At 60.4% G+C, this 11,775-nt stretch carries 12 protein-coding genes; 9 read left to right on the top strand and 3 right to left on the bottom strand.

Going from position 1 to position 11,775, the window contains the following annotated elements; all coding sequences use genetic code 11:
• The first annotated feature begins 166 nt into the window (after nucleotides 1–166).
• Together PROAA_RS06565 and mscL are read left to right on the top strand one after the other, a co-directional pair.
• Nucleotides 167–1,324 carry a pyridoxal phosphate-dependent aminotransferase gene (locus tag PROAA_RS06565; RefSeq protein WP_186410573.1) on the top strand — a complete coding sequence of 386 codons (1,158 nt, stop codon included), beginning with the start codon at nucleotides 167–169 and terminating at the stop codon, nucleotides 1,322–1,324.
• A gap of 59 nt (nucleotides 1,325–1,383) precedes the next feature.
• The gene (gene mscL, locus PROAA_RS06560) at nucleotides 1,384–1,821 is read left to right on the top strand and encodes a large conductance mechanosensitive channel protein MscL (protein WP_186410572.1); all 438 of its coding nucleotides are present in this window, start codon (nucleotides 1,384–1,386) and stop codon (nucleotides 1,819–1,821) included.
• 219 nt (nucleotides 1,822–2,040) lie between these two features.
• Here mscL and PROAA_RS06555 read toward each other — a convergent pair whose 3' ends face one another.
• Nucleotides 2,041–2,943 (bottom strand): LysR family transcriptional regulator, encoded by a 903-nt coding sequence (locus PROAA_RS06555; protein WP_186410571.1) that lies wholly within the window; start codon nucleotides 2,941–2,943, stop codon nucleotides 2,041–2,043.
• A 111-nt stretch (nucleotides 2,944–3,054) separates the two neighbouring features.
• On the opposite strand from PROAA_RS06555, the gene PROAA_RS06550 reads away from it, so the two are divergent.
• From PROAA_RS06550 to PROAA_RS06540, 3 genes are all read left to right on the top strand, one after another.
• The gene (locus PROAA_RS06550) at nucleotides 3,055–4,041 is read left to right on the top strand and encodes a zinc-dependent alcohol dehydrogenase family protein (protein WP_186410570.1); all 987 of its coding nucleotides are present in this window, start codon (nucleotides 3,055–3,057) and stop codon (nucleotides 4,039–4,041) included.
• Nucleotides 4,042–4,133: 92 nt separating this feature from the next.
• Nucleotides 4,134–5,105 carry an LLM class oxidoreductase gene (locus tag PROAA_RS06545; protein ID WP_245664190.1) on the top strand — a complete coding sequence of 324 codons (972 nt, stop codon included), beginning with the start codon at nucleotides 4,134–4,136 and terminating at the stop codon, nucleotides 5,103–5,105.
• 25 nt (nucleotides 5,106–5,130) lie between these two features.
• Nucleotides 5,131–5,940: an SDR family NAD(P)-dependent oxidoreductase gene (locus PROAA_RS06540; RefSeq protein WP_186410569.1), complete on the top strand. Its 810-nt coding sequence runs from the start codon at nucleotides 5,131–5,133 to the stop codon at nucleotides 5,938–5,940.
• Between the two features lie 266 nt (nucleotides 5,941–6,206).
• On the opposite strand, the gene PROAA_RS06535 is transcribed toward PROAA_RS06540, so the two are convergent.
• A complete protein-coding gene (locus PROAA_RS06535; RefSeq protein ID WP_186410568.1) occupies nucleotides 6,207–6,914 on the bottom strand; it encodes an exonuclease domain-containing protein in 708 nt (235 codons plus the stop codon).
• Entirely contained in the window at nucleotides 6,911–8,791 is a 1,881-nt protein-coding gene (locus PROAA_RS06530) for a putative nucleotidyltransferase substrate binding domain-containing protein (RefSeq protein WP_186410567.1), read from the bottom strand. Before PROAA_RS06530 ends, PROAA_RS06535 begins: the two co-directional genes overlap by 4 nt.
• 125 nt (nucleotides 8,792–8,916) lie before the next feature.
• Here PROAA_RS06530 and PROAA_RS06525 point away from each other — a divergent pair, with 125 nt between their 5' ends.
• From PROAA_RS06525 to PROAA_RS06510, 4 genes are all read left to right on the top strand, one after another.
• Nucleotides 8,917–9,765, top strand: coding sequence for an MlaE family ABC transporter permease (locus PROAA_RS06525; protein ID WP_186410566.1), 849 nt, complete (start codon nucleotides 8,917–8,919; stop codon nucleotides 9,763–9,765).
• A gap of 8 nt (nucleotides 9,766–9,773) precedes the next feature.
• Nucleotides 9,774–10,727 carry an MlaD family protein gene (locus PROAA_RS06520; RefSeq protein WP_186410565.1) on the top strand — a complete coding sequence of 318 codons (954 nt, stop codon included), beginning with the start codon at nucleotides 9,774–9,776 and terminating at the stop codon, nucleotides 10,725–10,727.
• Nucleotides 10,724–11,380 carry a hypothetical protein gene (locus PROAA_RS06515; RefSeq protein ID WP_186410564.1) on the top strand — a complete coding sequence of 219 codons (657 nt, stop codon included), beginning with the start codon at nucleotides 10,724–10,726 and terminating at the stop codon, nucleotides 11,378–11,380. Before PROAA_RS06520 ends, PROAA_RS06515 begins: the two co-directional genes overlap by 4 nt.
• Nucleotides 11,381–11,561: 181 nt before the next feature.
• On the top strand, nucleotides 11,562–11,775 hold a 214-nt coding region (locus PROAA_RS06510; protein ID WP_222102135.1), incomplete at its 3' end, for a hypothetical protein.

The following is an 11,775-nucleotide window of genomic DNA, read 5'->3' as shown; positions in this document are numbered from 1 at the left end:
GAATTGCCTGCATCCTAACGGGGAAACACGTTCTGCGCTACCGCCTCCGGCTGATAATCAGGGTAACAAGCAGGGCAACAAGCAGGGCAACAAGCGCTTGTCTGCCCGGCGTCGTACTCGTAAACTGCTTATCATGTGATCACTGCCGCATTGAGTGCCAAACGCCATGCTCCCGACGCCTGTTGCCGTTGATTCAAAACTTCCCTGGGTCGGCACCACGATCTTCACGGTGATGTCCAAGCTCGCCACCGATTACGGCGCGATCAACCTGTCGCAGGGTTTCCCCGATTTTCAGGCCGAACCCGCATTGTTCGAAGCGACCTTGCGCGCCATGCAGGAAGGAAGAAACCAGTATCCACCGATGGCCGGCGTATCGGAACTGCGCACGGCCATTGCCGACAAGGTTGAAGCGCTGTACGGAGCGCGCTACGACGTCGACCAGGAAATCACCGTCACGGCCGGCGCGACGCAAGCCATCTTCACCGCGATTGCCGCCTTCGTGCGTGGCGGAGACGAGGTCATCGTATTCGAGCCGGTCTATGACAGTTACGTCCCGGCGATCGAAACTGTCGGCGGCCGGGCGGTCTATGCGCAGCTCGAATTCCCGGATTACAGGCCGGATTGGAACCAGGTACGTTCGCTCATCACGCCACGCACACGCATGATCATCATCAACTCGCCGCACAATCCGACCGGCAGCCTGCTTGACGGCGAGGATCTGGCCGTGCTGGCCGAACTGACGAGCGACACCGACATCGTGTTGCTGTCCGATGAGGTGTATGAACACATCGTGTTCGACGGCGCCCGGCATGCGAGTCTGGCCGGCCACCGGGAACTCGCGTCACGCAGCATCGTCGTTTCCTCTTTCGGAAAAACCTATCACATCACCGGCTGGAAGATCGGCTACGTGCTTGGCGCGGCGGAGCTGATGACCGAGTTTCGCAAAGTGCATCAATTCAACGTGTTTACGGTCAACACCCCGTGTCAGCTCGGGATCGCGGAATACATGCAGCTTGCCTCGCGTCATCTGGGCCTCGCAGCCTTCTATCAGCAGAAGCGCGACTTCTTCCGCGAGCAGATGAAGGGCTCGCGTTTTGAACTTTTGCCTTGCCGCGGAACCTATTTTCAATTGGCGCGATACGCCGGAATCTCGGAACTTTCCGACCGCGAGTTTGCCCGATGGATGACCTGCGAAGCGGGCGTGGCGGTGATTCCGGTTTCCGTGTTCTATCGCGACGGGCGCGATGATCGCGTCGTGCGCTTCTGCTTCGCAAAGCAGGACGCGACGCTGGTCGCCGCCGGCGAAAAGCTGCGGCGCCTTTGAACCGGCAGGTTTTTCACACTGTCATCTGATTTGCATTCTGCACATTTATAGGAGGAAGTATGAGTATCGGTCAGGAATTCAAGGAATTTGCCATGAAGGGCAATGTCATGGACCTCGCCGTTGGTGTGATCATTGGCGGGGCATTCGGCAAGATCGTCGATTCGATTGTCGGCGACCTGATCATGCCTTTCATTGCCTGGATCATGGGCGGCAAGCTGGATTTCTCCGGCATGTTCGTTGTTCTTGGCAAGGTTCCCGAGGGAACGGCGATGACGCTTGACGCGCTCAAGAAGGCGCAGGTTCCCGTATTTGCCTACGGCAACTTCATCACCATTCTGGTTAACTTCATAATCCTGGCCTTCATCATTTTCATGATGATCAAGCAGGTCAACCGGCTTCGGCAGGAAGAGACGCCCGCCGAGCCCGCTGCCGAGCCCGCCGAACCCACAGAGGATGTGCTTCTGCTGCGCGAAATTCGCGATAGCCTGAAGAAGTAGAGGTTGGCTGACTGATAGAGGTGTTTCGGCAATGCGACAATCAAGTCGTATTGCCGTATGCGGCCGCTTTCTGGAAAGATGGTGTATGCGTACATTCGGCCACCAGCGGCCGTAGCAGCCCAAAAGAATCGAGTGATCTGGACGGCAGCTAAGTCATCAGGAACCTGCCGCTCGGTCTAGCGGCCATTCATGACCTATTGCCTCCGCCAAAGAATGGGGCTAGGCCCAAACGGGAGAGGCGGCGATTTTCTCCAACAAAAAGTCAATAAAGATTCTGACTTTCGCGGTCAGTACATTTGATTTTGGATAGACGAGCCACAGGGACGACTGGTCGTTAATCTCATACTCCGGAAGGATACGAATCAGCGTGCCATCAGCAAGCTCGCTGTAAACGTTCCATAGCGAGTTCATCGAAATTCCTGCGCCCGCAAGCGTCACAATCTTCTGACTCAAACCATCATCCAGAACAAGTCGCCCCCCGGCCTGACCCGGATAAAACAGTCCTGTTTGCCCGTCACGACCGATAAGTTCTTTCGGCGAAGCGTTCCTGAATCCGATCAACTGATGTCCAGCCAGATCATCCGGGTGGCGTGGTATGCCGCGCTGATGGAGGTAGCCGGGCGAGGCACACAGAATCCGTCGATCATCCGCCAATTTTCGGCACTTGAGACTACTGTCGGCTAGTGCCGCGCTGCGCAGCGCAAGGTCGAAGCTCCCTTCAATCAGATCGAATGGGGTATCGGACAACCGCAAGTCGAGCTTGATGCCCGGATTCCGCGTCAGGAATTCTGGAACGAGTGGCGCAATGTGGAGTTGAGCGAAGGTGCTGGAGGTGGCGAAGCGCAAGGTTCCGGTGACGGTCGGACGCCCCAGCCCCAAGGCAGCGCGTGCTGAATTTTCCTGCGCGAGGATTTCTCTGGCGTAGGGCAGAAACTCGGCCCCTTCCAGCGACAGTGCCACCTTTCGCGTTGAGCGGTGCAGCAAGTCTGCACCCAGCAGGGTTTCAAGCTTGGCTAGCCGGGCGCTGGCAACGGCCGGCGCCATGTCGAGTGCTCGGCCAGCTGCGCTGATGTTGAGCTTTTCCGCCGCCAGAACAAAGAGTCGAACACTTTCAGTATCCATGAATTATATAGATTTAACGAATTATCAATTCAATTCTAAGTGCTTTATAAGCTTTTACAAAGGCTATATCTTGCTTCTGACACCCAATCACCCATTAGCAGGAGACACACAATGAAAGCAATGATCCTCCGTGAGTATGGCGCGAACGCCGAATTCCAATCAACCGATCTACCCACGCCCACCGTAAAAGCCGGGCATGTACTCGTGCGTGTCGCCGCCACGAGCGTCAACACAGTCGACACCATGATCCGGCAGATGGGCAAGGATCTACCTCTGTCGCCCGACTTGCCCGCTGTGCTTGGAATGGACTTTGCCGGCACTGTTGATGCGGTCGGCGAGGGTGTCACCGGTTTTGCGCCAGGCGATGAGGTATACGGCTGTGCCGGCGGCCTTGCTGATCTGCAAGGCGCGCTGGCCGAGACCATGCTGGCCGATGCCCGGCTGATTGCCCACAAGCCGAAAAGCATTTCGATGCGCGAAGCGGCCGCGCTGCCGCTGGTGGCCATCACCGCTTACGAAGGCCTGCAACGCGCCGGTACGCACGCCGGACAGAAGGTGCTGGTACACGGCGGCACCGGGGGCGTAGGGCATGTTGCCGTGCAATTGGCCAGGCACTTTGGTGCCGATGTCTATGCCACGTGCAGTGGTGACAAGCAGATGGATATCATCAAAGGCTATGGCGCCACCGCCATTAACTATCGGACCGAGAAGGTCGCCGACTATGTCGCGAAACATACCGGCGGAACCGGCTTCGACGTGGTGTTCGATTCCGTGGGGGGCGCCAATATGACGAACTCCTTTGAAGCGGCTGCATTGAACGCGCATGTCGCCACCACGGTCTCCATGCTGGAACTCGATCTGTCACCGGCTCACTTCAAAGGCCTGTCGCTGCACGTGGTCTTCATGCTCATCCCGATGCTGTACAACCACAAACGCGAACAGCACGGGGCCATTCTGGCAAAGCTGGCCGAGATCGTCGATGCGGGCGCACTCAAGCCCTTGCTCGATGAAACCCGTTTTGGCCTTGACGCCGTCGGCGACGCCCACGCGCGTTTGAGCAGCGGTCAGGCCATTGGCAAAGTGGTCGTCGAAATCTAAGGACTTGGCAGGTCTGGACGAGCGTTGGCGCGGGCTGTACTGCCGCCCGATCGCGACCGGCCCTACCCCCCCACCCACGAATGGGAACGTAGATGATGCTCAAGCAGATCGACAATCCGGGATTTCCAGCCATCAATCGCGGCTACGACACCGTGTTTCGCGTAGGCAGGTTGAGCATCGGCCTAGTGGTGCCACTGGAAACCTATACCCGTGGCCCGACGCCGACCATGGCCCGCCATGTGGAGCGTGTTCAACTGGCCGAAGCCCTGAGGTTTTCTGCCGTTTGGCTGCGAGACGTGCCCTTTAATGTGCCCTCGTTCGGCGATGCCGGTCAAATGTTCGATCCCTTTGCCTACCTCGGCTTTCTGGCCGCCAAGACCGAACTGATCGCACTGGGGGTGGCGAGCATCGTGCTGCCGTTGCGCCATCCGGCGCATGTGGCCAAGGCGGCAGCCAGTGTGGATGTGCTGTCGGGTGGTCGGCTGATTCTGGGCGTTGCCTCGGGTGACCGGCCGGAGGAATACCCGGCGCTCGCCCTGCCTTTTGCCGACCGTGGCGCCCGCTTTCGCAAAAGCTACGACTACATTGAGCGCATGCGGGAGACCGCGCCGACCTTCGAGAACGCCTACGGCAGTCCCTATGGCGGCATGGACATGCTGCCCAAGCCGGCGTGCACGAAACTGCCACTGTTGATTACCGGCGGCAGCCAGCAAGATCCGGACTGGATTGCGCGTCATGGCGATGGCTGGATCACCTACCCGCGCCAGATCGAGGTGCAGGCGAAGATCATTGCCGACTGGCGGGCGCGGGTTGCAGCGGCGGGAGGGCCGGAAAAACCGGCGATGCAGTCGCTGTATGTGGATCTGGCGGACGACCCCGATGCCTTACCTCAACCCATCCATCTTGGCTTCCGACTGGGCGTGCGCCACCTTCGGGCCTACCTGTCCGCACTGGAAAAGATTGGCGTCAATCATGTGGCGATAAATCTGCGCCTGAACCGCGCCGACACCGAAGCCACCCTGCAGCGTCTGGCTGCCGAAGTGCTGCCAGACTTCACTGACTAAGCCACCAACTAAGCGAGAACCAGTTATGCCAAAAACAATTCTTATTACCGGATCGACCGACGGCATTGGCCTCGAAACCGCCAAGATGATCGCCCCAAAGGGCCACACGCTCTTGCTGCATGGCCGCAGTCCAGACAAGCTCACCGCCATCGCCCGGACGGTGCGCGCCATTGAAGGCGCGGGAGAGGTAAAGACCTACCGCGCGGAGCTCTCCGTCCTGTCAGAGGTGAGGGCTCTGGCAGACGAGGTCGAAGGTGACTTCGAGTCGATTGATGTGCTTATCAACAATGCGGGCGTGTTCAAAATGTCGAACCCACTAAACAGAGATGGCTACGACGCACGCTTCATCGTCAACGTGGTGGCGCCCTACCTGCTGACCAAAGCCCTGCTTCCTCGGCTTGGATTCGAGGGGAGGGTTGTGAACCTGTCATCGGCGGCACAAGCTCCCGTCGATTTGAACGGCTTTCTGAAGAAACGTACTTTCTCGGACGGCGAAGCCTATGCGCAAAGTAAGCTCGCCCTAACCATGTGGTCGATTGAAATGGCAAGGACGCTTGGCCCAGACGGTCCCATGATTGTCGCCGTGAACCCTGCGTCATTCCTGGGCAGCAAAATGGCCAGGGAAGCATATGGGCAATCTGGACACGATCTATCGATTGGTGCGGACATCCTGACACGCGCCGCGCTCAGCGATGAATTCGCCGATGCGTCCGGTCGCTACTACGACAATGACCGCAAGACTTTTGCGCAGCCCCATCCGGACGCGCTGGATCCACAGAAATCGGAAGCGCTTGTGCAAGCGCTAGAGGCGCTATTGGGTCGATTGAAACAATAGCGCAATGTCGTAGAAACTTTCGCAGTTCCATCACGAGGCGACACAGGGGCCAGTGCGTCAATAAAGTGGCCGAACGACAGCTTGAGGATTTCTAAGCTGCCATTGGTAATGCGGTGGTCATCAGACCGCTACGGGTCGGGTCCGGCTGTAGCGCAAAGTGCTGAGCGGTCATCTGATCAGAGAAAGAATCTCAGCTTAACGCGCGGACCATGGGAAGCAATCCGATTCGGGTTCGGACGATACTGTGATCATGCCGCAACGGATTATCAGTTGCTGAACAGCCAGTTCCTCAACGGCGCCACATCGCCATTTTCGGCCTGCTCGGCCTGTTGCGCCAGGAACAGTTCTGCCGCGGCGAGCGCATCGCTCAGGGCGTTGTGGGTGTGGTGGCGGGGAAGGTTGTATTTCTGACGCAGTGCGGACAATCGCAGTGCGTTGCGCTGTGGCGTCCGGTGTCGGCGCGTCTCGGCGCGGATGGCGATGCGTAGCGTGTCGACTGTGGGAATCAGGATGCGCCCGCCATATACGGTTTCGCAGGCGCGTCCGACAAAGCCGAGCTCGGTTTCCGCGTGGTGCGCGATCATCACCCGCCCAGCCAATGCCGCCAGCAACTCGCCAAGTGCCGATTCGAGGCTGCAACCGGACTGGCATTGATCGTCGGTGATGCCGTGGATTGCCGCCGACTCTCCGCTCATTTCGCCGCGCAGCTGGACGATGCGATGACGGGCCGATGCGAGATCGATCCGTTCGCCGTCCATGCACACCCAGCCGAAGCTGACGATTTCATCGCGCGCCGGATCGCCGCCGGTCGTTTCCAGATCGAGCGCCAGGCAGGCAAGCGTGTTGGACGGCGTATCGGGAGAAGGAAAGGGCGTCGCCAGGTAGTCGCGCAACGGCCCGGTCGGCGCTCGGGCGAGCAGGCGGCGACGTCGGTAATCGTGGCTAAAGAGTCGCTCAAGACGTTCGAAAATCATTGGGCGAAACGATCGGGATAACGTTGGGCGAGAACCTTTTGCATGCGGTCGACGACGGCGAAGGCGTCCTTCAGGTGGTTTCTCTCCAGCGAAGTCAGCGCGGCCGGCGAGAGGTAGTTGTCGGGAGCCATGCCGCGCCGGATCTGCTCGGCCTGATGACGCAGCCGCAGGCTGCCGAAATACTCGAAAGCCTCCTCCAGTTCATGCGCGCTTTCCGCGCTCAGCACGGGCGTTCCCGCTGCCGCACGCAAACGGGCGACGGTGCCGATCTGGGGAAGGCCATTGGCCAGCGCATGAATGCGGGCAATGTCGGTGATCGGGATGAGGCCGCCACGCTTGATGTCGAAACTGTCCGCGTGCTGGCCGTCGGCGATCAGTGTGAAGTTCCGGAAGAAGCCAAGCGGCGGCTTGTTGCGCAGGGCATTGGCGACCATCTGCGCGAGAAACACTTCGCTCTTGGAGCAGGACTGATTGATGGCTTCATGCAGCGGCGCGAGCAGCGCCATATCGCCATAGACGGTGCGCAGATCGAGAAAGTTGGCAGCCAGCATTGCGGCCATGACGTCGGTACGCTCGATCCAGCCGCGAAAAGACGCGATCCATTGACGCTGTGGTTGCCGCCACAGGAAGTTGCTGGCCATCACCTTGCCGGGGCAGTAGCGGTAGCCACAGGCATCGAGCCCGTCATTGACGCGTTGGGCGAGTACCGTGAAATAGCTGCCGTGCTGCGTGTCATCAATGGCGTCATCGAACATCAGGGCGTTGTCCTGGTCGGAATGCACAGTCTGCTCATGACGGCCCTGCGAGCCGCAGGCCAGCCAGGCGAACGCCGCCGGGGCCGGCCCAAATTCCTGCTTTGCCAGTTCGATCAGCCGGGAGGTGATGGCGTCATTGATCGACGAGACGGCCTGCCCGACCTGGCCCGGCGTCGCGCCGTTGGCGTGCATCTGCAATTGCAGTTCCGGCAGCCCGGCGCTGGCGCGGACCAGCGTTTCGAGATCCGGCGCTTTGCCGATCAGCCCGGCGAGATAGACCGTATCGGCGCTCTGCCAGCGCATCAGGTCGGTCGCCGAAAGCAGTCCGTGCACACCGGCCGCATCGGCGACCGGCAAATGATGGATGCCTTTTCGGGTCATCAGCATGAGCGCTTCGAAAGCGGCGCTTTCCGGGCCGATACTGGCGACCTCCGTGCTCATGATTCGGGCCAGCGGCTCATCGGGCGAGATGTCCTGTGCCAGACAGCGCGTACGCAGGTCGCGGTCGGTGACGATGCCGCACAGGGCGCCGGAGTCGACGATCAGCAGGGAGGAGACGCCTTCCTGCGACATGCGCCGGGCAGCTTCACGTATCGGCAGCGACGATTCGGCACACACTGCCGCGCGGCGAACAAAATCGCTGACCGTCAACGTCATCAGGCTGGCATGTTCGCGCGCCTCGTTGCCGAGGACGCTGCGGCCATGGCGCAGCCGTTCGGCGACGCTCCTGACGAAATACTCGTCGAGTACCGGATGTTCCAGACGCAGGGCCTGCAGCGTTTCGCAGGGAAGCAGATAGAGCAGCGTGTCCTCGACCGCCGTACCGGTGATCTGTTCGGTGGGGTTTGCACGCTCTGCGCCGCCACAGCAATCGTTGTCAAAAACGTCGCCTTCAGCCAGCTTGTCGACCAGCACGCCGTCGTCGGCCCGTCGTTCGATGGCGCCCTGCCGGACAATATAGAGACAGCGCAGCGTCTCGTTGGCTGGAGGAAAGACGCTGCCGCGCCGCAGGTAGCGAACTACAAGCCGTCGCGGCAAGGCGTTGAGCGACTCCCCTTCAAGCAGTGAGAACGGGGAGTGCGCAGCGAGGAAATCGCGTATCTCGACCAGCTCGATGTCCATGCAACCTCCTTGATTGATGGTGATGCGTGTTGGCGGGCCGGCATGCCGTGGAGTCGACTCTGCGACAGCATCATGAAGAGTATCTCCGCACGTGTTGGAAATAGTCAATCAGAGTGGGAGCCGCCATGAACTGGTATCATCTTCGCATGAGCGAAACAAACTTCCCCGCCCATGCAGCAGGCGGCGGTTCGGGTCGGAAACCGAACGGGAAATCAGGCGGGCTCTTTAGCGGCGTCACGGGCTGGTGGCGGCTAATACATTTTGGTGCGCTGCTGGTCGCCATGGCGCTGTCGCCTTCCACCTACTCTCTGCGGAATCGGCTTGCCGTATCAACGCAGATTTGCCAGACCGCAGCACAGATACTGCCCCGCTTCGTACTTTTTTCGGCGCTCATCAGCCTGGTCCTGATTCATATCGTGGTGGTGACTGCGCAGAGCTACGGTCTTTCGCAATTCGCATTGGGCATGGTCATACGCGTTCTCGTCGTCGAACTGCTGCCGCTTTCGGCCGCGCTATTCGTCGCACTGCGCTCGGACCTTGGCTCGGCTGCCGAGCTGGCCGCGATCAGGCGGCAAACGGCTTCGGCGCCGCTGCGTGGTGTCGAGATGGATAACTGGCGTCAGGCGATCCTGCCGCGGGTCGTTGCCAGTATCGTCGCCGTTGTTTCGCTGGTCGCGCTCAGCGGCGGGCTGGCGCTGGTGCTTGGCTACCTCGGCGTTTACGGTTTCACGCCCTGGGGCGTGAGCAGTTTTACGCGCACCGTGGGGCAGGTGTTTGAGCCGATTGTCATCATGTCGCTCGGCCTGAAAACCACATTCTTCGCTTTGGCCGTTGCCATCATTCCGGCCGTTGCCAGGCAAGAGAACTCACATCACGTCCAAAGCGCTTCCGGCGACGCGCAGCAGGGCCGACAACGCCTGTTCATCGTACTGATTGCGATCGAAACCCTGTCGCTGGCTGTCGAGTTCTTCTGAGGTCCACTATGGAAACACCCAATCGGACGCCTGAACCAGACGTACCATCACGAGCCATTCCGTACGCGGAGTTCAAGGCGGCAGCGCTGCTGGTGCTGACCGTGCTGCTGATTGGCGGCTTCGTCCTCTACGTCATGAAAGCGCGCGGCGTCTTCGAGGAAACGCAGCGGCTGGTTCTGGTCGCCGACAACTCCGAGGGAATCAAGTCCGGCATGGACCTGACTTTTTCGGGATTTCCCATCGGGCGCGTCAATCGCGTCGAGCTGGCCGAAGACGGCACGGTGCACATTCTGATTGACGTGACGAAAGAGGATGCGCGCTGGTTGCGTACGTCGAGCATCTTCACCCTGGAGCGAAGCCTCGTCGGGGAAACCAAGATACGCGCGTTCTCGGGAATTCTTGCTGACCCGCCGCTGCCGGACGGGGCCGAGCGGACCGTGTTGCGCGGCGATGCAAGCGAGCAGATCCCACAGGTGATGCTGGCGATGCGCGCGCTGCTGGAAAACCTGCAGCAGATGACGGCGCAGGATGCGCCGCTGAATGCCAGCCTGGGCAATGTGAAATCGGTAACCGACCGCATGCGGGGCCGCTATGGTGCGCTCGGCGGGATACTTGGCAGTGATGAAAATGCAAAGAAACTGATCACTGCGCTCGAGCGAACCAACACCTTGCTCGAAAAGACCGACGCACGACTCTTCGCCCCCGGCGGCGTGATGGATGAGTCGCATGCCGCGATCGCGCAGATGCACGGGCTTCTGCGCGACGTGCGCGAACGCTTGTTGAAGGTCGACGCCATCCTGGCCGATGCGCAGGCGATTGCCGCCAACACTCGCGAGGCCTCCGCCGATCTGAGCAGTCTGCGCGCCGAGGTTGAAAACAGCCTGCGCAAGGCCAGCGGATTGATCGACGAGATTCACCGCAAATGGCCGTTTGCGCGCGACACCGAGATCAGACTGCCATGATCGCGCGCGCACTTTTTGCCGTATTTGCGCTGGCGCTTGCCGCCTGTACCAGCGGACCGGTCGCCCCGGACTGGCAGGCCGACGCCCACAGTGCCTTGGGCCGTTTTACGTCGGCCTACCTGAGCGGCCACAGCCGACTCGCCGAAAGCGATTTTGCACGGGCCCGCAGTGAACTGGCCCGCACCGGGCGCCTCGATCTGGTGGCGCGGGCCGAGCTGGTCCGTTGCGGTGTTCGCGTGGCCAGTCTCGAATTCAACGAATTCAACGAATTCGATGAATGCCCCAGATTCGCGGCGCTGGCCCGCGATGCCGATGCTGCCGAGCTGGCGTACGCCTCATTCCTCAACGGCCAGCCAGCCGACCCCGCCCTGCTGCCGCAGCATTACCGGGCTGTGCTCGACGGGGGGCAAGCGGCGCTCGATTCGATCGAGGCGCCGCTGCCACGACTGATTGCCGCCGGGGTGCTGCTCCGAAGCGGCCGACTCGCCCCGGCGGATATCGATCTCGCGGTAGACACCGCATCGGCACAGGGTTGGCGTCGCCCCTTGCTGGCCTGGCTGGGCGTACAGGCAGAGCTTGCGGAGAAGACTGGCGACCATGAAATGGCGGCACGTGCCCGGCGCCGTAGCGAGCTGGTCTCCGGTAGTCGGTAGCCTTGCGCCGCCGCGACGTAGTTCTTTCTTTGGCAACACGGACGACACCGGCTGACGTTATTTCGGAGCGGCAAGACGGCGCTGACTGGCGTGGTGCAAACTACGCTACTATCTCTGGAGACCATAGGGATAGTGAGGCTTCTTCCTGTCCCGACTAGCCACCCTTCAGCCCGTTCAGTCCATGCCAAAGTCGCCCACCGACACCTTGCAGCCAGCACCAGCACCAGCACCAGCGCCGGGATTCTCGCTGGAGGCGTTGCATCCGGGAAATTTCGCGCTGGTCATGGCCAGCGGGATCATCTCGATAGGTTTCAGTACGCTACACCATGAATTGCTGGCCGACGTTGTTTGCGTCTTCGCGATTGTTGCCTGGGTGACGTTACTGACGTTGAACG

This window comes from Candidatus Propionivibrio aalborgensis, assembly GCF_900089945.1.
Taxonomy (GTDB): Bacteria; Pseudomonadota; Gammaproteobacteria; order Burkholderiales; family Rhodocyclaceae; genus Propionivibrio; species Propionivibrio aalborgensis.
The sequence above is the reverse complement of the archived record's forward strand: the minus strand, read 5'-3'. Positions and strand labels throughout refer to the sequence as shown.

Coding starts and splice junctions, on each gene's coding strand:
- PROAA_RS06565 (WP_186410573.1), top strand. CDS start 167: ATGCTCCCGACGCCTGTTGCCGTTGATTCAAAACTTCCCTGGGTCGGC.
- mscL (WP_186410572.1), top strand. CDS start 1,384: ATGAGTATCGGTCAGGAATTCAAGGAATTTGCCATGAAGGGCAATGTC.
- PROAA_RS06555 (WP_186410571.1), bottom strand. CDS start 2,943: ATGGATACTGAAAGTGTTCGACTCTTTGTTCTGGCGGCGGAAAAGCTC.
- PROAA_RS06550 (WP_186410570.1), top strand. CDS start 3,055: ATGAAAGCAATGATCCTCCGTGAGTATGGCGCGAACGCCGAATTCCAA.
- PROAA_RS06545 (WP_245664190.1), top strand. CDS start 4,134: ATGATGCTCAAGCAGATCGACAATCCGGGATTTCCAGCCATCAATCGC.
- PROAA_RS06540 (WP_186410569.1), top strand. CDS start 5,131: ATGCCAAAAACAATTCTTATTACCGGATCGACCGACGGCATTGGCCTC.
- PROAA_RS06535 (WP_186410568.1), bottom strand. CDS start 6,914: ATGATTTTCGAACGTCTTGAGCGACTCTTTAGCCACGATTACCGACGT.
- PROAA_RS06530 (WP_186410567.1), bottom strand. CDS start 8,791: ATGGACATCGAGCTGGTCGAGATACGCGATTTCCTCGCTGCGCACTCC.
- PROAA_RS06525 (WP_186410566.1), top strand. CDS start 8,917: ATGAACTGGTATCATCTTCGCATGAGCGAAACAAACTTCCCCGCCCAT.
- PROAA_RS06520 (WP_186410565.1), top strand. CDS start 9,774: ATGGAAACACCCAATCGGACGCCTGAACCAGACGTACCATCACGAGCC.
- PROAA_RS06515 (WP_186410564.1), top strand. CDS start 10,724: ATGATCGCGCGCGCACTTTTTGCCGTATTTGCGCTGGCGCTTGCCGCC.